The following is a 23,280-nucleotide window of genomic DNA, read 5'->3' on the forward strand; positions in this document are numbered from 1 at the left end:
AGTTCATTCTTGCTGACCATTCTGCCTTTACGGCCGCTGTTTCAAGACTATGGTTCAGTTAATGTTTTTTGGCAAGGAGATTACGGCACTTGGCTGAATCGGGTTTATGTTTTTGACCGGTTTTTAGCTGGCGCGGTTATTGGCGCCTTGGTATTGTTTATTGCGCCTTATCTAAGCCAGCAGCTGGCTAAACTAAGGCAAAACAAATTCTTTCCTTTTCAGGGCTTGGCCATTACTTTTTCCAGTTTGATTTTAATTGGTTTGATAATTCAGCTTTGGCTATGATCTGGATTTTTACCAGTATTGTTGTTTTGTTTTTTGTTTACTTAGCTTTAAAACAGCTATTTGGGTTTAGGCTCTGTATCTTGTGCGCTAGTGTTTTTTCTGCCTGGGTTTTGTTTTTAGTTTTATTCTGGTTGGGCAAGTTTGGCAATCTGGTTTTAATCTCGGCTTTGGTTGGCGGGAGCATTGTCGGGTTTTATTATTTGGTTGAGAAAAAAGTCAAGCAGGAATTGCTGATTTTCCGATTGCCGTTTTATCTAAGTTTGATTTTTGTTGGTTTTTTAATTTTAGGCCAAACTGGACAATGGTTGGAATCGGCGGTTTTGATTTTGGCTTTGTGGCTGATTTTTGGCTTGTTGTACTTTTGCCAGCGCAATGATAAGTTTAAAACTTTAGTCGGGCAGATAATTAACTGCTGTAAAAATTGGTGATTAAGTAATTAGAAAAATAGATTAAAAAATATGATTAATCAGGAAAAAAGCAAACAATTATTATTTGAGATTGCCGGAATCGCGTTTTTGATCGCGATCGGCTTAAGCTGGTATCTTAATCCAAACAAGCCGGCAACTAATCAGAAAAATCAGGCATCATTGCCAGCAGTCCAGTCAGATGATTATTTCGCCGAAGTTTTGCCTGCGAGTGTGGTTTTGCCGATTGAATGGCGGGATTTTGGCAAACAGATGGTAGAAAAAGGCGTGATTGATAAAGAGAAATTTGAATCAATCTATACTAATCGGGGCGGTTTGACCGAAGAAATGCGTCAGCTTTTAGAAGGCGAGAACAACGGCCAGATTGTGATGACCGAGGAAAACTCCGGCTATCTGTTAAATCTTTTCTGGGCTTTTGGTTTGGCAAACAAAAACTTCATTTTGGAAATCGGGCCAATGCAGCAGTATGGCAATCCGGCTAATTTTGCTTCTACTGGTGGTTGGACCATTGCTGTGGGCGGGCCAATGAAGCATTATAGCCAATATGAGTTTGTCAGTTTAACTCCGGAACAGCAGGATTTGGTTGAAAGAATCAGCCAAAACATTTATCGGCCTTGCTGTAATAATCCCACTTCTTTTCCTGACTGCAATCACGGCATGGCAATGCTCGGCTTGTTAGAGCTTTTGGCTAAACAGGGTTTAAGCGAACAGGAAATTTATTCAATCGCTTTAAAAGTTAATTCTTATTGGTTTCCTGACACTTATCTGACTTTAGCCAAATATTTTCAGGAAAAGCAGAACTTGAGTTGGGAGCAGGTTAAACCAAAAGAAGTTTTAGGGATTAAATATTCCAGCGGCTCTGGCTATCAAAAAGTCTTATCCGAAATTCAGCCGCCAGAATATAACTCCGGTGGCTCCTGCGGAGTCTGAAGTTTCATTGCTATGTTCTCCTACTAATCTACTAATCAGTACCAATAATACTAATAAGATTGATTGGCAGATATTAGTAATAATTGGTAAATTAGTAGGATTCTATTAGAAATTGTCTCGTTTGGCGAGATCTGGCGCAGCCAGAGAAATTAGTAATTAGAGAAAGCTACGATGACTGATTTGGCCTTAATTTTTACTTTGTCAGCGATTGGCATCAGCGAGACCGCTTATCTAATTAAAAAAAGAAAAGCCCTGGAACAACCAATCTGTGTTTTGGGCGAGAACTGCGCCACGGTTTTGGAAAGCAGATACAATCGTTTGCTTTTAATTCATAACGATGTTCTGGGTTTTTTGTTTTATCTGGCGGTTAGTTTAGTTGCCGGATTTCTAGTGATTGAGATGAAGCCAATCTGGTTTTGGGGGTTGATTTTGAAAGCAATGATTGTCAGCGGTTCGCTGATGTCAGTAATTTTTACTTATTTGCAGGCAAAGGTGATTAAATCCTGGTGCTTTTGGTGCTTAATGTCAGCATTTACCATCTGGCTGATGCTGGTTATAATTATTGGATAAGATAAAATGGGAAAATCGTGGTACCATATTTTAAGAGTTGGTTTGGGAATCGTTTTCTTCTGGATCGGGGTTTTGATTTTAAAAGAGCCGGAGCTTTGGGCCGGATTTATTCGGTTGCAGTTCCGGGAGTTTTTACCCGAATCTATTTCTTTAAGCGGATTAATGATTGGCACGGCAATTTTTGACCTTGTGATTGGGTTTTTGTTTTTGATTGATTGGCAGATCTGGTTAGCGAGTTTGTTTGGCGGAGCGCACTTGTTGGTCGTGATTTTTGTTGCCGGAATTAACGAAACCACGATCAGGGATATTGGTTTATTGGCCGGAGCGCTGGCTTTGCTGGTTGAGAGTTCGCCTAACTTTGCCATTGAATTTTTGAAAACTAAAATCATTAAAAATAAACAAAAAGATGAAAAATAAAGAGATTATCATCGGCATTGCCGTTGCTTTAATTTTAGGCGCGGGTTTGTGGTTTTACAATCAAAGCAAAATCCAAGCGCCAGAGCAGGAAATTGGCTTGTCTCCCGAGCCAGTGCCAACTGAACAGGTTGGCCAGGAAAAAACTTTTGAGATTACTGCCAAGCGGTGGGAGTTTAACCCGAACCGAATCGAGGTCAATCAGGGCGATTTGGTGATTTTAAAGCTTAAAAGCCTTGATGTTGAGCATGGCTTGGCGATTCCAGAATTTGGCGTTAATGAGACTTTTACTGCGGGCGAGGAGAAAGTGGTGATGTTCCGGGCTGATAAAACCGGCGTTTTTCCGTTTTTCTGCTCTGTTTACTGCGGCCCGGGCCACAGCGAGATGAGGGGTGAGTTGATTGTTAGATAAATTGCTTCATTGCTGAATTGTTTTATTGTTGCCAGCCCGCCTTTTTCAAAGGCGGGCTGGATTAGTTTTTCCGGCTAAAAAACCAAAAAATAAGGTAAAATATTGATATTAATTTTTAATGGGCAATGGTTTTAAACGGTATGGCAAAAAAAGATTTCAAAAAAGGCGAAATAGTGATTTATGAGTCAAAAAGAGCCCCCAAATTAGAGGTGCGCTTGGAAGAAGAAACTGTTTGGCTTCGACAAGATGAAATTGCCAATCTTTATGGCAAAGAAAGGTCAGTTATTACAAAACACATAAATAAGATTTTTTCGGATAAAGAAGTTGACAAAAAAAGCAATGTGCAAAAAATGCACATTGCAGATTCAGATAAGCCAGTAACATTTTATAGTTTAGATGTTATTCTGGCGGTTGGTTATCGTACCAATTCGGCAAGGGCTATTGATTTTAGAAAGTGGGCTACCAATGTTTTGAAAAGATATTTATTGGAAGGTTATGTCCTTAATCAAAAACGGCTTTTGCAGACACAAAATCAGTTAAAAGAACTACAAGGCGCGATCTCGTTTTTGCAGGAAAAAGCTGAACACGAATTGCTTGTTGGGCAAGAGCAAGAGATTCTAAACCTATTGGCAAATTATTCAAAAACACTGACTTTGCTTGAACAGTATGATAAAGAAAAATTACGTTTAGCTAAAAAGAAAAAAGCAAAATTTATTTTGTCATACAAAGAGGCCAGGAACGTAATTGACCAAATCAAAAAAGATTTAATCAGCAAAAAGCAGGCAAGCGCTTTATTCGGGCAGGAAAATGACAACAAGTTCCAGGCGATTTTGGGCAATATTTACCAGACATTTGGCAAAAAAGAACTTTATCCATCGCTAGAAGAAAAAGCGGCTCACCTTTTGTATTTTATGATTAAGGACCATCCTTTTATTGACGGTAATAAGCGGAGCGGCTCTTTTTTGTTTATTTATTTTCTTAATAAAAACAATTATCTTTATCGCCAGTCCGGAGAAAAGAAAATAAATGATAATGCTTTGACAGCGCTATCGCTTTTGGTTGCCACCAGCGATTCAAAAGATAAAGATGTTTTGATAAAGATCATTACCCAGCTGGTTACTTAGAAGTGCCAAATGGGTGGCTGAATCAAACCCAAAACTCAAAACCGAGACCGTCCAAGCCGCCGAAACATTTATTAAAACCTATTTAGTTAAGCTTTAACTATCCCGGTTAAAAATTAAAAAAATGGGGTAAAATAGGGAGATGAGTCGGAAGTCATAAATCTTTTTTATAATTAATATAGGATAGTTTTTTATGAACATATCTTTAATTTATGCCAGTATTATATCTTTTGTTATTGTCATTATTTTAATGATTCAATATCTCGTATCAGTGTGTAGGGCAGCTGAAAAAATTTGGCCTAATTCCGGTGATCCGCTTTCTATGTCCCAAATGCTTTTGGCATCTTTGCAGGCAAACGCTCAAATTTTATTTGGCATTCTCGCACTTTTTATACTTTTCGTTTTAATGGAAGAAAAAATTATATCAAGTGAAGCTGGGTTGCCAATTTTTTCTGCGTTAGCCGCATATCTTTTAGGAAAAGGCTTTAAAGAATCGTCTTTTTTAAATAAGAATAAAAAAAATGAAAAGGGAGAAAAATAATGACAAGAACTATTTAATTAATAAAACTGAACTTATCTGGCCCGGAAAGCGTAAAGAAGTTGAACGGGTTGGATTGCCGTTTCAGACCATTGAAACAATCAATCTGCCTCGCGGAGTGCGGCAAGAGGATTTGTTTGGCGGCAAAGATGACCTGTCTGCCGTGCCGGGTACGGCACGGGCAGGCGGCTGGAAAAATCGGCTCATTTGGGGCGACAATCTTTTGGTGATGGGCTCGCTTCTCAATGACTTTGCCGGAAAAATCAATCTTATTTACATTGACCCGCCTTTTGCCACCGGCGACGATTTTTCCTTTACCGTCAATATCGGCGACCAAGCCGAAGTTACCAAAGAGCCGTCCGCGCTTGAAGTGAAAGCGTACCGCGACACGTGGGGCAAGGGTATGCAGTCCTACCTTCAAATGATGTATGACCGTCTTGTGTTGATGAAAGAGCTTTTGGCGGATGACGGCTCAATTTATGTGCATTTGGATTGGCATGTCGGGCATTATGTTAAAGCGATAATGGACGAGATTTTTGGGAGGGAGAATTTTAGAAATGAAATTATTTGGAAGCGAACGTCAGCTCACAGTCATGGGAAGACTATGGGTAACATTCACGATACCATTCTCTTTTATACAAAGGGAACAGATTATGTCTACAATCAAGTCTATTTATCGTATTCAAAGGGGTACACAGAGTCCCATTATCGCAGGGTAGATGGAGGTGCTAGACAATACAGAACAGACAACTTAATTGCTCCTGGTGGCGGATACAGATACGAATGGAAAGGTGTCACTAAGAACTGGCGAGCGCCTAGGAAAACTATGGAGAAATGGGAAAATGAAGGCAGGTTGGTTTATACACGAGAAGGTACAGCAGAATATAAAAGATACTTGGACGAGATGCCAGGGGTTCCTATGCAGGATGTATGGGCTGATATCTCACCGATTAACTCACAAGCGAAAGAGAGACTAGGTTATGATACACAAAAACCAGAAGCACTTTTAGAGAGAGTCATAAACTTATCCTCAAAGGAAGGCGACATTGTTGCAGACTTTTTCTGCGGATCCGGCACTACTGGCGCGGTTGCGGAAAAACTCGGACGACACTGGATTATGTCAGATTTGGGACGCTTTGCTATACACACGGCGCGCAAACGACTATTGGACGCAAAAGCAAAGCCGTTTGTGGTGCAAAATCTTGGAAAATACGAACGCCATCGCTGGGCAAAACTCAATGGCAGATACAAGAACTACACCAAATTTATTTTGGAGCTTTACCATGCCGAGCCAGTGGACGGCTTTATTCATTTGCACGGCAAGAAAGCGAAAAGTTTTGTCCGCGTTGGCGCGGTGGACGCGCCGGTTACGCTTTCCGAAATCCGTGAGGCGCTGGAAGAATGCAAAGCAAACAATATCAAAAAACTGGACGTGCTCGGCTGGGAATGGGAAATGGGCTTGCACGATTTGGTAAAAGAAGAAGCGGAAAAATATGGCGTGAAGCTCGGCACATTTCAAATCCCGCGCGAAGTGATGGAGTTATCTGTTGCGGACGCACAAAAGCATGACCTGCCCGCGCGCGGCGCACAGGCGGGTGTCGAGTTTTATGAGCTTGCCTACTTGGAAGTTGAGCCGAAAGTTGAGGGCAAGCGGGTTACAGTTACGCTCAATGATTTTATTATCCCGAACCCCGAACTACTGCCGGAGGAAGTAAAAGGCAAAGTGAAAAACTGGAGCGATTTTATTGACTACTGGGCGGTGGACTGGATGTTTAATCAGCACGAGGAAGAGACGGAAGAGGATGATACCTTTCACAACATGAACCAACGCTACCGCACGCGCAAAGAGCCGAAGCTGGAGCTATCAATGGATTACATCTACCCAAAGGCCGGAAGATACAATGTCCTCGTCAAAGTCATTGATATTTTCGGAAATGACACTACCAAATTAGTTGAAGTAAAAGCATGAACCAAGAACAGTTTGAACTAGCCAGAATAAATGCACTTCTTAATTCAAGAGTGATTGAATCTGATTCTTTGTTTGCCGAGTCAGCGTTTATAGAGATTTTGATTAGACTGCACGATCTTTTGCAACTTTGTGATTCCAGCGGTAAAAGAATCACATTTACCGACGATGTTGATACTCAAAATGGAGTAAATGATGTAACCGATCTTGTTTCCAAATTGAGAAATGCCGCGTGTCATGTACGAAGCGGCAATAGGCGCATAGATACAAATACTTTTGTCTTTAACCGCTTTATAGGGCGTGTTCCAAACGGTATAAGGATGGGAGAAGTTGTTATGGGATGCAACTACAAAGATGACATTGCTTTTTACTACGGCCCGTATCGTATTTATTTGAATAGACACATCAAAAGATTGATCAATGAAATATCTGCGGCACAAAATAATAGTTCATAATTATGGATTGGAAATTCATCATCACAACAACGATTTCAGTAGCGGCGGTTATTATCGCCTTTCTTCAATATCGCGGGAAAAAAGAGGAAGAGAAGAAAATTGAATCCCTGAAAGTTTTGGTGGGGGTATTAAAAGGCTGGCGGGAATACATACAGAGCGCAGTAAATGCAAATATAATTATCAGGAATGGGTTGAGGGGACGAACGGATGAGAGCACTTCCGTTCCGTGCTTTTCTTCAAACGATGATGCGGTAAATGCAGTTGAGGTACATGGCAGCTATCTAAACGGACTGCATGTCAGCGCGGAAAGGCAAATTACCGAGATAGAGAGAATTTTTAACCAAAGCAAAAAATCAATAAAAATTACTAATTGGCTATCAGCAATCTTGCTTATTCTCATTCTTAGCACATTTGGATTTTGGGTTTTTTCTCAAATAGAAATCGCTGTCGTGCCAAATAGCCAATCAGTTATCGCCAATTCTCTTGTCGCCTTAAAACTTCCAGTGGATATTTTGGGGGCACTTGCTGGGGGTGCAGTTGGACTGATTTTGGTTTTGATATGGGACTGGATCTCGCGTCCAAAGGTGAAGTTTTTAGGTTTTATTAGTGAGCAGGTGAACTTTGGCACCTTATACAAATTACGGTTCAAAATTACTGGTAGGCAGAATCCCGGAATCTGCCAGCTTGAAATTCGGTGGAATGGAAACAGTGTTAAAGCAAAGTGGGACGAGACGCCGAACCCACTGGAAAATGACCAAATGAATCAATTTAGAGCAGAGTTGGTGCCAGCAACTTTTTATCAGCCCTTATTCTTGCAACAGGAATATAAAGTTCCGATTGTTCATCGGGAAAATAATTATGGACAGCAATTAAGTGTATTTAGTGGGTGGTGGTTCGGAAGGAATAACGGATACGATCCCAATCCATCGGTAGATAGGGACACCGAACTGACCCTCATTTTGAGTGGTAATAATTTCCAGTGGAGTAAAAAAGTTAAAGTTAGTGAAATTACAAATGAAAGAAGCTAAACAACAATCGGCATTACCCCTTGTCCGCGCATTACAGCAAGCGGTGGCGGCGTGGTGCGAGGGCGGATACAAAGAAGGCACGAGCGAGACGACGCGGCGGCTTTTGGAGTGGTGGTTTTTGGAAGACCACGAATTGAAAGACGGTGCACTTTTTGCTTTTTGGCGAGCGCAAAAAGAAGCGATTGAACATTTGATTTACTGCTACGAGGTTTTGGAAGCGCGCAGTTTGTATCAGTTGGCCCAAAAACTGGACGCAAGGGTGCCGGTTGATCCAAGCGCGGACAAGTGGGCAAAGTACGCTTTCAAAATGGCGACCGGTTCTGGCAAAACAATGGTAATGGCAATGGCGGTTGTCTGGTCGTATTTCAACGCTACCAAAGAGAAACGGGACGATTTTACAAAGGATTTTCTACTTATCGCACCCAACCTGATTGTGCTTGACCGCTTGATGGGTGATTCAAAGAACCCGGAATTTTTTGAGGGCGCGATTTTTAAAAAATTTCCGTTTATTCCCCCAGAGTGGTCGGCAGATTTTCAGCTTGATGTTATCGGGCCCGATGAGGAGCGGGAAAGCACAAAACCGTCAACGCTTTACCTTTTGAACTGGCAAAAATTTGTGGAGCGAGAAAACGGCGAAGCAGAAAATCCGGTACAGGATATTTTAGGCCCAAAGCCGCCGAGCGAAATTGCCATTTCTTTGGCAAAACTTAAAGACAGGTTGTCTCATCTTTCCAATGTGATGGTGCTCAATGACGAGGCACACCATGTTTGGGACGAGGAGCTTGTTTGGTATAAAGCCATTGCGGATTTGAACGACAGCGCAGGGCTAATGTGTCAATTAGATTTTTCAGCAACGCCAAAAGACCAAAAAGGCAATCTCTTTGCGCATATTATTACTGATTACAATTTAGGAAGCGCGATTGAAGACAATATCGTAAAGCGTCCGAAAATAGCCGAGCTTGAGAATGTGCCGGAAATTGAAAGCAAAAAAGCGTCTGAAAAATATCGCGTTCAGATTGACGCTGGAGTAAATCAGTGGAAGGCAATGCGCAAAATGATTGCAAAAACAGACAAAAAGCCGGTGTTGTTTATGATGGCGGAAGACAATGCTTCGGCTGATGATGTTGCCGAATACTTGGCGACATTCCCTGATTTTGGCGGCAAAATTTTGACTATTCATTCCGGCAGAAAGAAAGACCAAATCGCCGAGAAAGATTTGGAAATAGCGCGCAAAGCCGCCCGCGAAATTGACTCACCCGAAAATCCCTATAACGCCATTGTTTCCGTGCTTATGCTCCGCGAGGGCTGGGATGTGCGCAATGTGGTGGTAGTTGTGCCCTTGCGCTCATACAGCGCCAAAGCCAAAATTTTGCCGGAGCAGACGCTTGGCAGAGGTTTACGCCGAATGTGGCCCGAAGACCCCGAACAAGAGGAGCAGTTGATTGTAATTGAACATCCGCAATTTCACGACTTGATTGCGGAAGCGCTTGCCGAGCAGGGCGTAAAAGTAGAGTTTACCTCACTTGAAGAAGCATACACGCCGCCGATTATTATTCAAACAGAGGAAAGCAAGAAGAAGTTTGATATTGAAGCGCCAATGCTTTCCGGCGGGCTGACGCATTCGGTAAAGGGAATTGAAAAATTACAGGCAAGCGCTTTGGATAAAAAATTGTTTGACTATGATTCCTTGCAGGCGCGAGATGTAACTATGCGCAAGGTTGATATATTGACGAAAAAAGAGGAAGCAAAAGAAGTGCTGGAATTTCCCTATGCTGACAATCCGCAGATGTATATTGCAAGCATTACTAACGCTGTTTTGAGATTTGCGAGAATCCCCGGGCATTTTGACAAAGTCGCGCCGGAAGTCAAAGAATATATCGCGCAACATCTTTTCGGTAAAAAAGTTGACATTGCCAAACTTGAAACGCTGAAAAAACTTAATCACCCCAAAGTGCGCGGCGCGATTGTTTCTGTTTTTGTTGACGCTATCAATAATTTGACGATTGTATCCGAGGAAGCGAAACTGGAAGAACGCAAAATGCGAGCGTCCGAGATTAAACCGTTTCCGTGGACAAAAACAGCGGTGGCGGCGCAAAAATCCGTTTTGAACTTTACGCCCGTTGATAATGACTTTGAAGCAAAGTTTGTGCGGTTTCTTGATGGCGCAACCGATGTTGACGCTTTTATCAAAAACGAAACAAGAACAATCAATCTAAAAATCTCCTATATCGCCAAGGACGGATTTTTGCGTCGCTATATTCCGGACTTCATCGTCAAGATAAAAAGTGGTATGGTGATTGTAGAAACGAAAGGGCGGGAAGATGTGGACGTGGCGGCAAAGGATTTACAGGGCAAACGATGGGTTGACGAGGTAAGCAGGCGCACGAGAACAAAATGGACGTTTTTGCGCGTTAACCAAAGGGAATTTGAGAAAGCGAGGTATACTAGGTTGATTGATTTAATATAGAACCAATTTATATAATTATGGATCCGGAAAATATCTTAAAAGGCAGAATGGCCGAGGCGCTGGTGAGCGAGATTTTGCGCGAGGCAGGTAATCAGGTTTATCGTTTTGGCTATGAATCAATTTTACAGAACTTAACTCAAGTTGAAAAAGTTTTTGACAGAGAAACCGAGATTGGGGAGAAAATTCGTTCAATTCCGGATTTATTGGTGATTAACAAAGAAGGCAGGCCGTTCTTTATTGAGGTTAAATTTCGCTGGCAGCAAAAATGGCACGAAAATGATTTCAAAATGTTGAAACGGCTGGAGAATTTTTGGGAGCCAATCATTGTTTTTGTAAATTGTTATGAAAAACCATATTTTCTTATTATCAAGGCGCCTTATTATGATAAAAACAAAAAGCTGAAGGGTTTGCCGTTAGAAGAAACTAATTATTTTAATATCTCTAAAAGCGTTATTAAAAATTATAATGTTTTGGTGGAAAAATATTTGACCCCAACACTGAATAAAAATTCAGCATAAATCTATGGAGAGTTTTGAGGATTTTGAAACTAAGAATTTAAAATTTGACATTAAAAGCCTGAAAGGAACTAAGGCGAGTTTGCTGACGAGGATTTTGTTACGGTTTTGGCCAGAGAAGGGTATGATCTGGCTTGCCCGTGAACTTGGTTTGGCTACGGACTTGACTGAAAAAGCCAATGATTTATTTTCTAAAGTTAAAAGAGTTGAGATTGTGCCATCGGAGTCGTCTTTTGGTCGGGGTTTTAAAATTATTTTAGACAGGAATACCGCTTTGTATTTTGAGCAAGACGGCGATCATTTTGTTTATGATGGTCCAGAAATGGGAGAATACGAAAAAGGAGAGGTAACAATTTTTGATAATCTAGAATAAATAAAATAAATATTAAAATAACATTCCAACATTCTTAAGAATGTTGGAATGTTATTATGAATTTGACAAGCTCGTGGCCGTAAGGGGAAAGTGAATGTAATACGTTTCGCCCCTGATATTTTTTATTAACCAGCCCTGCTTGAACTAGTCTTCTGGTATGCTCGGAAATAGTTTTGATGTTGCAATTTAATCTGTCTGCGATTTCTTCTACAGTTATCCCTTCAGTATTTTTGATCAATAATAGAATTTCAATCCGCCTGTGGTTCGCGATTCCTTTAAAATGCCGTTCTAATTGTTTGCTTGTTTTAATTTTCTCCATAATTAAGATTATACAATGATATTCCAATATTCTCAAGAATGTTGGAATGTTAAGGATGAGTCCGGATACTATTTCAAGAACAGATCGAAAAAGTTAAAAATTTGTCGGGTCGGGGAGAATCGCTCCGTTAGGCAACGGGGCGCCCTGTCGCCTGACAGGGCGAACTCGGATTGCGCTTTCAAAAAGGATCGGGAGGGTCAATTATGGTCGGGTCGGGGAGAATCGAACTCCCATCGCAGGACCCCCAGCCCTGCATACTAACCATTGTACTACGACCCGATTGATTTTAATTTTTTAAGCGCTTCTCGATATTGTTTATTAAATAATCGTTTTCCTTCTGTTGTTTTCAAAAACCGTTCCCTTCTTCTGGCGTCGTTTTCATTTTGATAAGCTTCGTATCCGATAAAAGAAATTGGCCTTCTGTGTTTTGTTGATTTAACTTTGCCGCGTTTGTGTTCTTCAATTCTTTCCCGCAACCGCTTTGTTAAACCAGTGTAAACCTGATTATTTTTTAAAAGAAGAAAATAAACATAAGTAAACATAGATGATACTTTATAAGGAATCGCCCCGTTAGGCAACGGGGCGCCCTGTCGCCTGACAGGGCGAACTCCCATCGCAGGACCCCCAGCCCTGCATACTAACCATTGTACTACGACCCGATAGATTTTTTTGAATTATGAATTATAAATAATGAATGATGAGTAATGAATTGAGAATGTTCTTTTTATAATAATAGAATTTTTTAAACTAAAAAACCAGCAAGCGCTGGTTTTTTAGTTTTTGTTATATTGAAAATTTGAATTTAAGATTTTATTTAGAAATTAGAAATTAGGAATTTTCCTTTAGTATTCATCTTCAGAGATTTTGAGCTGTTTTTCCAAACGCCACAAAATAATTAAAACAAATAAAACAATTAAGGTCGCGGTAATTGCCGAAATATAAGCGCCTAAACCAACCGCGGCGCCGATGGCTGAAGAAACCCAGACCGTGGCCGCGGTGGTCAAGCCGTGAAGTTTTTTCTCGTGGAAGATAATCAAGCCCGCGCCCAAAAAGCCCAAGCCGACAATCAGCTGGCTTAAGACCCGGGTTGGGTCAATTGAGGCGCCAACAAGATTAAACCAGTATTTAGGAATAATGTCATTGCCTAAAATCACAAACAAGGCGCTGCCCAAAGAAACTAAAGAAAAGGTCCGCAAGCCCGCTTCTTTGTGGGAAAGCCGCCTTTCCAAACCAATCAGCATTCCCAAAACCGTAGCTAAGATCAGTTTTAAAACAATTTCTTTTTCAGTGATGAACAAAAAATTAGGCATTGAGTTTTTTCTTGTGAGTTCTAAAGCACTGGGCGCAAGCCTTGACCCGCTTGCCTGACGCCAAAGTCAGCCATTGAAGATTGGGATATTTTCTGGTTTTTACGGTTGGGTTGTAATTGCCGCGCAAAAGCTTTCTTTTGCCAACCATTTTTGAGCCTTTGCCGCAGATTTGACAGACGCGAGCCATAATGATAAATGATGAATGATGAATTATGAATTAAGAGTGATGAATTAGGGAGTTTTGAGAATTATTAATAATATACTTTAAATTAGGGGAATAATCAAGGAGCAATCTCTAATATACCAATCTGGGCAAATATACAAATTTAGCAGCGCGTTGCTTTATTATTTATAAATCCATTAAGAATTTAAATTCGCAAATTGAAAACTGCAAATTAAATTAATTTTAATTTATGCCCCGTTGTTGGAAACTCATCTGTATGGCGGGATAGGGTTTTATTGCTTCATTGCTTCATTGCTCTGTCCTACCAATTTACTAATCAATACTAATTATACTAATAAATTCATTGGTAGATATTAGCAACAATTGGTAAATTAGTGGGGCTCTATTAAAAATAATCTCGCTTCGTCTCGTTATGCGAGATTTAGCGTAGCTACGACGAGATCCGATAAAGCCAGAAAAATTGAAAGCTGCTTAGAAATTAGGAATTGGAAATTGGGAATTATGCTATAGTATTTTATGCTGACCTTGTTTTACTTTATTGTTTTTATCTTTTCTGCAGTGATTCACGAGATTTCCCATGGCTATGCGGCTAAAGCTTTGGGCGATGACACGGCCGAACGTTCCGGACGGCTGACTCTGAATCCGGTTTCCCATTTAGATTTATTCGGCTCGGTGATTTTGCCGCTGATGTTTTATTTAACCTCAAAATTAGCCGGCGGATTTGGGATTATTCTTGGTTGGGCCAAACCGGTGCCGTATAATCCGTTTAATTTAAAAAACCCGAAAAAAGGCGCTTTGCTGATTGCTCTGGCCGGGCCGATGTCTAATTTTTCTTTGGCTTTGCTTTTAAGCAGTTTGTTTCGTTTGGGCTTGATTGGATTTAACAGCGCTTTGGGCGAGTTGTTGGCGATTATCATTCTGATTAACTTAATGCTTGGTATTTTTAATCTGGTGCCGATCCCGCCATTGGACGGCTCAAAAGTTTTATTCGGGCTTTTGCCGGCGTCTTGGTATAAATTGGAAGAGTTTTTAAACCAGTATAGTTTGATTATTTTTTTGATGTTTTTGTTTTGGGGCATTGGCATTGTCGGATTTTTGGTTGGCTGGCTGTTTCAGCTTTTGACCGGGATTGGTTTGGGGGTTTAGCCCCGCACTGAATTTTTGGCAGTGGCTCAGCGCTTTTTGTTGATTGCTTATAAGCATTGATGATGCTTGATAAAGGAGTTAAACCAATCCTGGATTATTTTATTAGGTTTCAGCTTCGCTACAAAAAGCTGCCAAAAATCTAGTCCGGGGTTGATTTCTGCTTTTATTTTTGATAATCTTTAAAAAGCCGTTTGGGTTGATTTTTTTTATCTTTATAAAAAGATGCCAACAGTCAGACAATTAATTAAAAAAGGCAGAAAGCCGATTGTTAAAAAAACTAAAAGCGTGGCTCTGCGACGCTATTTTAACCCATTGAAAAATCGGTATAAAGCGGCGCCGTCGCCGTTCAAGCGCGGTGTCTGCACTAAGGTTTTTGCCACGACTCCGAAAAAACCAAACTCGGCTTTGAGAAAAGTGGCTCGGGTCAGGTTAACCAATGGCATGGAAGTAACTGCTTATATTCCGGGCGAGGGCCATAATCTCCAAGAGCATTCAGTGGTGGTAATTCGGGGCGGCCGGGTTAAAGACTTGCCCGGAGTCCGCTACCATGTTGTCCGGGGCGTGCTTGACACCACTGGAGTCGGCAAGAGAAAACAGCAGCGTTCTAAATACGGCGCCAAGAAAGAGAAAGCCAAAACCGAGTAAGGTTACTAATATACTAATTTGTACCAATAACTACTTATTTATAAATTATAAATCTTTGTGGAAGAATTAATTAGTTCAGGCCTATTAGTATAATTAGTATTGATTAGTAAATTGGTAGGCGATTTATACTATGAGGAGAAAAGTCGATTACAAAAGAAAATATCAGCCGGATCCAAAATACCAAAGCCAGTTGGTCGGCCGGTTTATTAATCAGATAATGAGAAAGGGCAAGAAAACTGTTGCCCAGAGGGTTGTTTATCAAACTTTTGATTTGGTTGAAAAGCAAGCCAAGCAAGAGCCGTTGGCTGTGTTTGAGCAGGCGATTAAAAATGTCTCGCCTTTTTTAGAAGTTAAATCAAAGAGAATTGGCGGGGCGAATTATCAGGTGCCGGTTGAAGTCCAGGGCGAGAGAAAAATTACTTTAGCAATGCGCTGGATTCTTCAGGCGAGCCGGTCAAGAAAAGGCAAGGCGATGGCAGAAAAATTGGCTGAAGAGCTGATTCAGGCGTCTCATAATGAAGGCGCGGCAATCAAGAAAAGAACTGACGTCCAGAAAATGGCTGAAGCCAACCGGGCCTTTGCGCACTTCGCTCGATAGATAGCCTACTAATGTACTAATCTTTACCAATGGTACTAATTTTATAATGGCAGACAGCAGTAAAAAGATAATTGATTTAGTTTATCCTGAATTAAGTTATAAAATAGTCGGAATTTTGTTTACAGTGTTTAATGAATTGGGTTATGGTTATCAAGAAAAATATTATCAGAAGGCAATTGCTAAAGTTTTGGGAGACAACAAAATTTATTTCAGGGAACAGGTTTATTTGCCCCTTGAGTTTAATGGGGAGGGAATTGGAAATTATTATTTAGATTTTTTAATAGAAAATAAACTAATCTTGGAGATTAAGAGGGGTGATCGATTTTTAAAAAGAAATATTGAACAAGTTTATTCTTATCTGAAAAGATCTAATCTGCGGCTGGGCATTATTGCCAATTTTACCAAACAAGGCCTAAGATTTAAACGAATCGTAAATATAAAATAGTTAATTAGTAAAATTAGTATTTATTAGTATATTAGTAGGGCTTTATGAGGGAATACAGTTTAGAAAAAACCAGAGATATCGGGATTATCGCCCATATTGATGCCGGCAAAACTACGGTTACCGAGCGGGTTTTGTATTACACTGGGATTACCCATAAAATTGGCGAGGTTCATGAGGGCGAGGCGACTATGGATTGGATGGTTCAGGAACGGGAGCGGGGGATTACGATTACTGCCGCGGCAACAACTTGTTTTTGGACCCAGACCTATAAAGAAAAAGGCGACAAACCGGAGTTTAGAATTAATATTATTGACACTCCCGGGCATATTGATTTTACGGTTGAGGTCCAACGGTCTTTAAGAGTCTTAGACGGCGCAGTGGTGGTTTTTGACGGAGTTCAGGGGGTTGAGCCCCAGTCGGAAACTGTCTGGCGCCAAGCAGATTTGTTCAAAGTGCCGCGAATCTGTTTTATTAATAAGCTTGACCGTTTGGGCGCTGATTTTGATGCCTCGCTGGCTTCGATTCGCGAACGTTTAACTCCGAATGCAGTGCCGATTCAGCTTAATATTGGTTTGGAAAACGATTTTGCCGGCGTGATTGATTTGATCAGAATGAAAGCAGTCAAAACCGAAGGCGAGAGAGGGGAAAGTTTAGTGATTGAAGAGATACCGGAAAACTTAAAGGAAAAAGCGGTTCAGGCTCGGCAGAAGATGGTTGAAAAAGCCGCAGAACAGGACGATGCTTTATTGGAGAAATATTTATCCGGCGAAGAGCTGGCCGAAGACGAGATTAGATTGGGTTTGAGAAAGGGTTGTTTAGCTTATAAACTGGTGCCGGTGTTTTGCGGTTCGGCTTTGAAAAATAAGGGCGTCCAGCTTTTATTGGACGCAGTGGTTGATTTTCTGCCTTCACCAATTGATCTGAAGGAGATTAAGCCGATTAAAGGGATTGATCCGAAAACAGAACAAGAGATTATTCGCCAGCCCGCAGATGATGAGCCGTTGGCTGCTTTGGCGTTTAAAGTCGCTTCAGACCCGTTTGTCGGCAGTCTGGTTTATTTTCGGGTTTACTCTGGAGCTCTAAAGCGCGGCAGTTATGTTTATAATGCGACCAAACAAGAACAGGAAAGAATCGGCCGAATTTTGAGGATGCACGCCAACCATCGGGAAGAAGTTGACGAGGTTTATAGCGGCGACATTGCTGCGTTAGTTGGGATGAAGAACACTACGACCGGAGATACTCTTTGCGATGTTGACCACCAGATTCTTTTGGAACGGCCGACTTTTCCTGAACCGGTTATCTCAATGAAGATTGAGCCGAAAACCAAAGCGGACCAGGAAAAGATGGGCATTGTTTTAAGAAAGCTGCAAGAAGAAGACCCGACTTTCAAAGTCAGGACCGATGAAGAAACTTTGGAAACCATTATTGCCGGTATGGGCGAGCTTCATTTAGATGTTTGGGTTGACCGGATGAAACGGGAGTTCGGCGTTGAGGTTAATGTTGGCAAACCTCAGGTGGCTTATCGGGAGACAGTCAAAAGTGAAGCCAAAGAAGAAGGCAAGTATATCCGCCAGTCAGGCGGTCGGGGTCAGTACGGCCATGTTTGGCTTGAAGTTAAGCCAATGGAGCGAGGCGAAGGATTTAAGTTTAATAATTTAATCAAGGGCGGAGCGATCCCGAATGAGTTTATTCCGGCAGTGGAAAAAGGCGTTAAAGAGGCAATGGACAAAGGCGTTTTAGCCGGCTATCCAATCACTGATATTGAGGTCAGTTTGTATGATGGCTCTTTTCATGAAGTTGATTCATCTGAAGCCGCGTTTAAGATTGCCGGCTCAATCGCTTTTCAAGGAGCAGTGAAAAAGGCTAATTTAGTTATGCTTGAGCCGATGATGAAGATTGAAGTCTTGGTGCCGGATAAATTTTTGGGCGATGTGACCGGAGATTTAAGTTCTAAACGGGCAAGAATAGAAAAAATGGGCGAGCGGGCTAACCTTAAGGTGGTTGACGCAATGGTGCCTTTGTCAGAGATGTTTGGTTATGCAACGAAATTAAGATCAATGACTGAAGGCCGGGGAACTTTTACGATGGAGTTTGACCATTACGAAGAAGTGCCTAAAAACATCGAGGAGCAGATTGTTGCCGGCAGGAAGTGAAGCTAAAAATCAGCAGCAATCTTAAGCAGGAATGATTGACTTTTACCTGTTTTTAAGCTAATATACATACAAAATTTATTAATTATTAAAAGCAAAGAACAAATTAAATATGGCAGCAGAAAAATTTGAAAGAACAAAACCTCATCTCAATGTTGGCACGATTGGCCACGTTGATCATGGGAAAACTACTTTAACCGCGGCGATTACCAATGTTTTGGCAATGAAAGGGTTTGCCAAGGCTCACAGTTATGAAGAGATTGACAAGGCGCCGGAAGAAAAAGCCCGCGGCTTGACTATTAACCTTCACCATAACGAATATGAGTCAGAAAGCCGGCATTATGCCCACATTGATGCGCCCGGACATGCTGATTACATTAAGAATATGATTACCGGCGCGGCCCAGATGGACGGCGCAATTCTGGTGGTTTCGGCCCCGGACGGGCCAATGCCCCAGACCCGGGAGCATATCTTGCTTGCCCGTCAAGTTGGTGTGCCGGCGATTATTGTTTTTATGAATAAAGTTGATATGGTTGATGACCCGGAGTTGCTGGATTTGGTTGAAGCTGATATCCGTGAATTGTTGAAAAAATATGAGTTTCCCGGCGACGAGATTCCGGTGATTCGCGGCTCTGCTTTAAAAGCCTCTGAAGCAAAAAGCTTGGAGGATCAGGCAGTCCAGCCGATTCTTGAGTTGGTTAAAGCTTTGGATGAATATGTCCCGGAGCCGGTTCGGGAAGTGGATAAGCCGTTCTTGATGCCGATTGAAGACATCTTCTCAATTGAAGGCCGGGGTACCGTAGTAACCGGAAGAATAGAACGGGGAATAATTAAAGTCAACGAAGAGGTTGAGATTATTGGGATTAAACCAACCGCTAAAACCGTGGTAACTGGGATTGAGATGTTTAATAAATCTCTTGATCAGGGCCAGGCGGGTGATAATGCCGGGATTCTGCTCCGAGGGACTAAAAAAGAAGATGTCCAAAGAGGGCAGGTGATTGCTAAGCCCTGTTCAGTAACGCCCCATTCAGAGTTTGAATGTGAAGTTTATGTTTTGAAGAAAGAAGAAGGCGGCCGACACACTGCTTTTGTTGGCGGTTATAAGCCCCAGTTTTATATCCGAACCACTGATGTAACCGGAGAGGTGACTTTGCCCGAAGGCAGGGAAATGGTTATGCCTGGAGACACGGCTAATTTCAGCGTTAAGCTGATTTACCCGGTGGCTTTGGAAGAAAAACAGAGATTTGCTTTCCGAGAAGGCGGCAAAACTGTTGGCGCCGGCGTGGTAACCAAGATTATTAAATAACTCTGTTAATTAATGCCTCAGGCAGCTGAACCTAAACAAAAGATGAGAATCAAGATTAGATCTTATGACCATAAGGTCATAGATAGTTCTTGCCGGTTGATTATTGAAACCGCGACCCGCTATGGCGCTGAAGTGGTTGGCCCGGTGCCTTTGCCGACCGAAGTGAAAAAATATACGGTTAATCGCTCCACTTTCGTTCATAAGGATTCGCGAGAGCAATTTGAAATGAGAATCCACAAACGGCTGATTGATATTTTAAACCCTTCAGCGAAAACCATTGAGGCATTAACTAATTTAAGCTTGCCCGCCGGGACAGAGATTGAAGTTAAAATGGCAGTTTAACCAGAAAGGGTTTTCAGGAAATCAGGGTTCAGGTTTAAGCAAAAATTAATTGAAAAGCGTCCTGATCAGACGCTTTTCAACTTGCTATAAGGTTACTAATTCACGAATAATTACAAATTTACAAATGAATGCAAATTAATTTCTTACCAATCATAGATTTATAGTATTCGTATATTGGTACAAATTCGTATTTTCGTAAAACTATGAAGTTTATTTTAGGGAAAAAATTAGGCATGATGCAGATTTTTGAGCCGGAAACAAAAGCGGCTCTGCCGGTGACTTTGGTTGAAGCCGGTCCGGTTTTTATTACTCAGGTCAAAACCAAAGACAAAGACGGCTATTCGGCGGTCCAGGTTGGTTTTAGCAAGAAAAAAAAGTTGACCAAACCATTAAGAGGCCATTTAAAAAATTTAGGCAATCTGCATTATCTGCGCGAGTTTAGAATTAACCAAGGCGAAGAGGCTGAATTTGAAAAAGGGAAGGAGATTACGGTTGAGATTTTCGCTAAAGGAGAGAAAGTGGCTGTTTCCAGTTTTTCCAAAGGTCGGGGCTTTGCCGGTGTCGTTAAGCGGCACGGCTTTCACGGCGGGCCAAAAACCCATGGCCAAAAGCATAGCTTAAGGCGGCCGGGCTCAATCGGCGCGACAACTCCCCAGCGAGTAATTAAAGGAACCAGAATGGCCGGCCATATGGGCGCAGAAAGAGTTACAGTTAAAGGATTGAAGGTTGTTGACCTGGATCCGGAAAAAAACATTCTATTTATTAAAGGCGCGATCCCGGGGCATTTTGGCAGTTTAGTCGAAATAAAGGGTTATAAAACATAGAACATGAAACGTGAAACTGGAAAAATAAAAGTCTCTGTCTGGAATTCTGAAGGGAAGATAGTTAAGGAAATAGAGTTGCCAGAAAATATTTTTGGCTTGGAACTGAACAATGATTTAATTCATCAGGTTGTTTATGTTTTACGTTCAAATCAGCGCCAGCCGACTGCTCATGCCAAAACCAGGGCCGAAGTCAGCGGCGGCGGGAAAAAACCCTGGCGGCAGAAAGGCTTAGGCCGCGCCAGGCATGGCTCAATCCGGTCGCCGATCTGGGTTGGCGGCGGCGTTGCCCACGGGCCAACTAAAGAAAAATCTTATCAAAAGAAAATCAATAAAAAGATGAAGCAAAAAGCTTTGTTTCAGATTCTGTCTTCCAAGCTAAAGCAAAACCGATTTCTGATTTTAGAGGGAGAAATAAAACTCAAAGAGCCAAAAACTAAGCTGGCCGAAGCTTATTTGAAAAATATTTTAAAATCAGGAAGCAGGGCTAAAAAAACTTTGCTGGTTAATGATTTTGAATCTCCGACCCAAGCCCGCGCTTTTTACAACCTCAATTATTTGAAAGTCATTCCGGTAAAGAATATTAATATTTTAGATTTGGTTAATTTTCCTTATTTATTAATGCCGGAGAGCGGTTTAGAAAATTTAATTAAGCATTTAACTAAATAAAATGTCAGCTTTAGGAATTTTTAAAAAGACCAAAACAAAGAAAGCCAAAGCGAGCAAAAAAACAAATCTACCCAAGGCAGAAAAAAAAGCTTTGGCTCCGACTGGCGGCGGCAGCGGAACAAAAATTATTCTTGGGCATCCGCATCTGAGCGAAAAAGCCAGTTTGCTGAAAGAAAAGGATAATGCTTATGTTTTTGTGGTGAAGAATTCAGCTAATAAAAAATCAGTTGGACAAGAAGTAGAGAGATTTTACAAAGTTAAAGTCGAGAAAGTCAGAATTATTAATCTGCCGAAAAAACCAAAAAATCTCGGCCGGACCCAGGGTTATCGCCCGGGTTTTAAAAAAGCTTTAGTTTATCTGGCTGCGGGGCAGAAGATTGATTTGTTTTAAAGTACACGAATAGCCTTAACGAATAGGCGCACACGAATTAAGGCATTTGAGCTGAATATTAAAATAAAATTGAATTATTATGGCAATTAAAACCTCAAAACCAAAAACACCCGGAAGGCGGCACTATCAAGTGGTTGATTATTCTGGTTTGTCCAAGGTTAAACCGAAGAAATCTTTAGTTCAAGGCAAGAAAAAAACTGCCGGAAGAAACACTTTTGGCCGGATTACGGTTAGGCATCGGGGCGGCGGGGCGAAAAGGCGCTATCGCTTAGTTGATTTTGGCGAGAAATTTCTCGGCTTGAGCGGAAAGATTGAGACTCTTGAGTATGACCCAAATCGGACTGCTTTTATCAGTTTGGTTTTGCTTAGCAATGGTAAAAGGGTTTATTTGCTGGCGCCGTCAGGCATTAAAGTTGGTGATACGATTGAGGTTGCTGAAAAAGCCGAGATTAAGATTGGCAACCGGATCCGTTTAGAAAATATCCCGGTTGGGACCCAGGTTTGCAATATTGAGCTTCATTCCGGCCAAAAAGGAAAATTAGCCCGTTCAGCCGGAGCTTATGCAACAGTTATGGCTCATGAGGGGACATACACTCATCTTAAGCTGCCTTCAGGAGAGGTAAGAAAGGTTTCTTCTTCCGGGTTTGCGACGATTGGCCAGGTCTCTAATTTTGAGCATCGGTTGGTCAGTTTGGGACAGGCCGGCAGATCTAGATTAATGGGGCGGCGGCCAACAGTCAGAGGCAAAGCAATGAACCCAAGGGACCATCCTTATGGGGGCGGCGAAGGCCGGACTACTCGGGGGACAAAAAGGCCAAAAGACAAGTGGGGTAATATTACCGGCGGAAGAAAAACCAGAAAAAAAAGAAAATGGTCAAATAAATTAATTCTTCAGCGCCGGCCGAAAAAGAAAAAATAACCTGTTGGACTGGGGTTAAATAAACTGAAAAAATTTGCTATAATTAAACCTCAAATTTTGGGTTTTAAAGTTTTACAAAGCAAGAAAATATGTCAAGAAGTTTAAAAAAAGGACCATACGTTGACCAAAAATTGTTGAAAAAAGCAGCCAAACTGAAACCCGGAGACAAAACCGTGATTAAGACTTGGTCAAGAGACTGCACCATTGTCCCGGAAATGGTTGGTCTTACTTTTGGGGTTCATAATGGCAAAGACTTTATTCCCGTGGCAGTAATTGAGGAGATGGTTGGGCATAAATTAGGCGAATTTTCTCCAACCAGAAAGTTTATTAAACATGGCGGCAAAAAGCAAAAAGCTTTAGAGGCAGCCAAACAAAAACCGACTAAATAATTTAATTATCATCAGTAAAAGCATTAGTAAAATTTTATGGATCCCGTTAGAAATTCAACCATGATTAAACGAATCAAATTTTTAACCAAAATAAAGTCAACTATTGTCTTTATTTTTTCGAATAATGAATTAACCTTCTTAAATTTC

At 41.4% G+C, this 23,280-nt stretch carries 30 protein-coding genes and 1 tRNA gene; 26 read left to right on the forward strand and 5 right to left on the reverse strand.

The genetic code is table 11. From position 1 onward, the window contains the following. From AB1721_00305 to AB1721_00370, 14 genes are all read left to right on the forward strand, one after another. A partial coding sequence (locus AB1721_00305; protein ID MEW5805163.1) for a hypothetical protein occupies positions 1 to 285 on the forward strand: 285 nt, incomplete at its 5' end. Further along, the gene (locus tag AB1721_00310; GenBank protein ID MEW5805164.1) at positions 282 to 713 is read left to right on the forward strand and encodes a hypothetical protein; all 432 of its coding nucleotides are present in this window, start codon (positions 282 to 284) and stop codon (positions 711 to 713) included. The genes AB1721_00305 and AB1721_00310, both read left to right, overlap by 4 nt. Before the next feature lie 30 nt (positions 714 to 743). Beyond that, positions 744 to 1,640: a hypothetical protein gene (locus tag AB1721_00315; GenBank protein MEW5805165.1), complete on the forward strand. Its 897-nt coding sequence runs from the start codon at positions 744 to 746 to the stop codon at positions 1,638 to 1,640. Between the two features lie 171 nt (positions 1,641 to 1,811). Further along, complete coding sequence (locus tag AB1721_00320) at positions 1,812 to 2,210, forward strand: vitamin K epoxide reductase family protein (protein MEW5805166.1); 399 nt, start codon at positions 1,812 to 1,814, stop codon at positions 2,208 to 2,210. 6 nt (positions 2,211 to 2,216) lie between these two features. Then, a complete protein-coding gene (locus tag AB1721_00325) occupies positions 2,217 to 2,627 on the forward strand; it encodes a hypothetical protein (protein ID MEW5805167.1) in 411 nt (136 codons plus the stop codon). Next, the gene (locus AB1721_00330) at positions 2,617 to 3,036 is read left to right on the forward strand and encodes a cupredoxin domain-containing protein (protein ID MEW5805168.1); all 420 of its coding nucleotides are present in this window, start codon (positions 2,617 to 2,619) and stop codon (positions 3,034 to 3,036) included. Before AB1721_00325 ends, AB1721_00330 begins: the two co-directional genes overlap by 11 nt. 140 nt (positions 3,037 to 3,176) lie before the next feature. Next, positions 3,177 to 4,160 carry a virulence protein RhuM/Fic/DOC family protein gene (locus AB1721_00335; protein MEW5805169.1) on the forward strand — a complete coding sequence of 328 codons (984 nt, stop codon included), beginning with the start codon at positions 3,177 to 3,179 and terminating at the stop codon, positions 4,158 to 4,160. Between the two features lie 190 nt (positions 4,161 to 4,350). Continuing rightward, entirely contained in the window at positions 4,351 to 4,698 is a 348-nt protein-coding gene (locus AB1721_00340) for a hypothetical protein (protein MEW5805170.1), read from the forward strand. Further along, a complete protein-coding gene (locus tag AB1721_00345) occupies positions 4,679 to 6,664 on the forward strand; it encodes a site-specific DNA-methyltransferase (GenBank protein MEW5805171.1) in 1,986 nt (661 codons plus the stop codon). The genes AB1721_00340 and AB1721_00345 overlap by 20 nt, the downstream gene beginning before the upstream one ends. Beyond that, complete coding sequence (locus AB1721_00350) at positions 6,661 to 7,116, forward strand: hypothetical protein (GenBank protein MEW5805172.1); 456 nt, start codon at positions 6,661 to 6,663, stop codon at positions 7,114 to 7,116. Before AB1721_00345 ends, AB1721_00350 begins: the two co-directional genes overlap by 4 nt. Before the next feature lie 2 nt (positions 7,117 to 7,118). Continuing rightward, positions 7,119 to 8,144: a hypothetical protein gene (locus AB1721_00355; protein MEW5805173.1), complete on the forward strand. Its 1,026-nt coding sequence runs from the start codon at positions 7,119 to 7,121 to the stop codon at positions 8,142 to 8,144. After that, on the forward strand, positions 8,131 to 10,611 hold the full coding sequence (locus AB1721_00360; protein ID MEW5805174.1) for a DEAD/DEAH box helicase family protein: 2,481 nt from the start codon (positions 8,131 to 8,133) through the stop codon (positions 10,609 to 10,611). The genes AB1721_00355 and AB1721_00360 overlap by 14 nt, the downstream gene beginning before the upstream one ends. A gap of 17 nt (positions 10,612 to 10,628) precedes the next feature. Further along, positions 10,629 to 11,129, forward strand: coding sequence for a hypothetical protein (locus tag AB1721_00365; protein MEW5805175.1), 501 nt, complete (start codon positions 10,629 to 10,631; stop codon positions 11,127 to 11,129). A gap of 4 nt (positions 11,130 to 11,133) precedes the next feature. Further along, positions 11,134 to 11,499, forward strand: coding sequence for a hypothetical protein (locus tag AB1721_00370; GenBank protein MEW5805176.1), 366 nt, complete (start codon positions 11,134 to 11,136; stop codon positions 11,497 to 11,499). 34 nt (positions 11,500 to 11,533) lie between these two features. Here AB1721_00370 and AB1721_00375 read toward each other — a convergent pair whose 3' ends face one another. The 5 genes from AB1721_00375 to AB1721_00395 all read right to left on the reverse strand — a co-directional run bounded on the left by AB1721_00375 (position 11,534) and on the right by AB1721_00395 (position 13,315). Beyond that, entirely contained in the window at positions 11,534 to 11,818 is a 285-nt protein-coding gene (locus AB1721_00375; protein ID MEW5805177.1) for a winged helix-turn-helix domain-containing protein, read from the reverse strand. A gap of 204 nt (positions 11,819 to 12,022) precedes the next feature. Then, positions 12,023 to 12,097 (reverse strand) — tRNA-Pro (locus AB1721_00380). After that, the gene (locus AB1721_00385; protein MEW5805178.1) at positions 12,088 to 12,360 is read right to left on the reverse strand and encodes a GIY-YIG nuclease family protein; all 273 of its coding nucleotides are present in this window, start codon (positions 12,358 to 12,360) and stop codon (positions 12,088 to 12,090) included. The genes AB1721_00380 and AB1721_00385 overlap by 10 nt, the downstream gene beginning before the upstream one ends. A gap of 300 nt (positions 12,361 to 12,660) precedes the next feature. Beyond that, positions 12,661 to 13,128: an MgtC/SapB family protein gene (locus tag AB1721_00390; protein ID MEW5805179.1), complete on the reverse strand. Its 468-nt coding sequence runs from the start codon at positions 13,126 to 13,128 to the stop codon at positions 12,661 to 12,663. After that, a complete protein-coding gene (locus tag AB1721_00395; GenBank protein ID MEW5805180.1) occupies positions 13,121 to 13,315 on the reverse strand; it encodes a 50S ribosomal protein L28 in 195 nt (64 codons plus the stop codon). Before AB1721_00395 ends, AB1721_00390 begins: the two co-directional genes overlap by 8 nt. A 513-nt stretch (positions 13,316 to 13,828) precedes the next feature. Between AB1721_00395 and AB1721_00400 the strand changes: the two genes are divergently transcribed. From AB1721_00400 to rpsS, 12 genes are all read left to right on the forward strand, one after another. Next, positions 13,829 to 14,458 (forward strand): site-2 protease family protein, encoded by a 630-nt coding sequence (locus AB1721_00400; GenBank protein ID MEW5805181.1) that lies wholly within the window; start codon positions 13,829 to 13,831, stop codon positions 14,456 to 14,458. Between the two features lie 222 nt (positions 14,459 to 14,680). After that, positions 14,681 to 15,103, forward strand: a complete 423-nt coding sequence (gene rpsL / locus AB1721_00405; protein ID MEW5805182.1) for a 30S ribosomal protein S12 — start codon at positions 14,681 to 14,683, stop codon at positions 15,101 to 15,103. Positions 15,104 to 15,233: 130 nt separating this feature from the next. Continuing rightward, positions 15,234 to 15,701 (forward strand): 30S ribosomal protein S7, encoded by a 468-nt coding sequence (rpsG, locus tag AB1721_00410; GenBank protein ID MEW5805183.1) that lies wholly within the window; start codon positions 15,234 to 15,236, stop codon positions 15,699 to 15,701. Between the two features lie 46 nt (positions 15,702 to 15,747). Continuing rightward, complete coding sequence (locus AB1721_00415; GenBank protein MEW5805184.1) at positions 15,748 to 16,146, forward strand: GxxExxY protein; 399 nt, start codon at positions 15,748 to 15,750, stop codon at positions 16,144 to 16,146. A 44-nt stretch (positions 16,147 to 16,190) separates the two neighbouring features. Beyond that, positions 16,191 to 18,299 carry an elongation factor G gene (gene fusA / locus AB1721_00420; protein MEW5805185.1) on the forward strand — a complete coding sequence of 703 codons (2,109 nt, stop codon included), beginning with the start codon at positions 16,191 to 16,193 and terminating at the stop codon, positions 18,297 to 18,299. Positions 18,300 to 18,408: 109 nt separating this feature from the next. After that, positions 18,409 to 19,602 (forward strand): elongation factor Tu, encoded by a 1,194-nt coding sequence (tuf, locus tag AB1721_00425; protein ID MEW5805186.1) that lies wholly within the window; start codon positions 18,409 to 18,411, stop codon positions 19,600 to 19,602. A 12-nt stretch (positions 19,603 to 19,614) separates the two neighbouring features. After that, positions 19,615 to 19,944 carry a 30S ribosomal protein S10 gene (gene rpsJ, locus AB1721_00430; GenBank protein MEW5805187.1) on the forward strand — a complete coding sequence of 110 codons (330 nt, stop codon included), beginning with the start codon at positions 19,615 to 19,617 and terminating at the stop codon, positions 19,942 to 19,944. Between the two features lie 203 nt (positions 19,945 to 20,147). Further along, the gene (gene rplC, locus AB1721_00435; protein MEW5805188.1) at positions 20,148 to 20,768 is read left to right on the forward strand and encodes a 50S ribosomal protein L3; all 621 of its coding nucleotides are present in this window, start codon (positions 20,148 to 20,150) and stop codon (positions 20,766 to 20,768) included. Positions 20,769 to 20,771: 3 nt separating this feature from the next. Then, positions 20,772 to 21,434, forward strand: a complete 663-nt coding sequence (gene rplD / locus AB1721_00440) for a 50S ribosomal protein L4 (protein MEW5805189.1) — start codon at positions 20,772 to 20,774, stop codon at positions 21,432 to 21,434. 1 nt (position 21,435) lies between these two features. Next, positions 21,436 to 21,825, forward strand: a complete 390-nt coding sequence (gene rplW, locus AB1721_00445) for a 50S ribosomal protein L23 (protein MEW5805190.1) — start codon at positions 21,436 to 21,438, stop codon at positions 21,823 to 21,825. A gap of 79 nt (positions 21,826 to 21,904) precedes the next feature. After that, a complete protein-coding gene (gene rplB, locus AB1721_00450) occupies positions 21,905 to 22,744 on the forward strand; it encodes a 50S ribosomal protein L2 (GenBank protein MEW5805191.1) in 840 nt (279 codons plus the stop codon). Between the two features lie 89 nt (positions 22,745 to 22,833). Beyond that, positions 22,834 to 23,133 carry a 30S ribosomal protein S19 gene (gene rpsS / locus AB1721_00455; protein MEW5805192.1) on the forward strand — a complete coding sequence of 100 codons (300 nt, stop codon included), beginning with the start codon at positions 22,834 to 22,836 and terminating at the stop codon, positions 23,131 to 23,133. The last annotated feature ends 147 nt before the right edge of the window (positions 23,134 to 23,280 follow it).

This window comes from Patescibacteria group bacterium, assembly GCA_040753135.1.
Classification (GTDB): Bacteria; Patescibacteriota; Minisyncoccia; order UBA6257; family Brennerbacteraceae; genus JBFMGR01.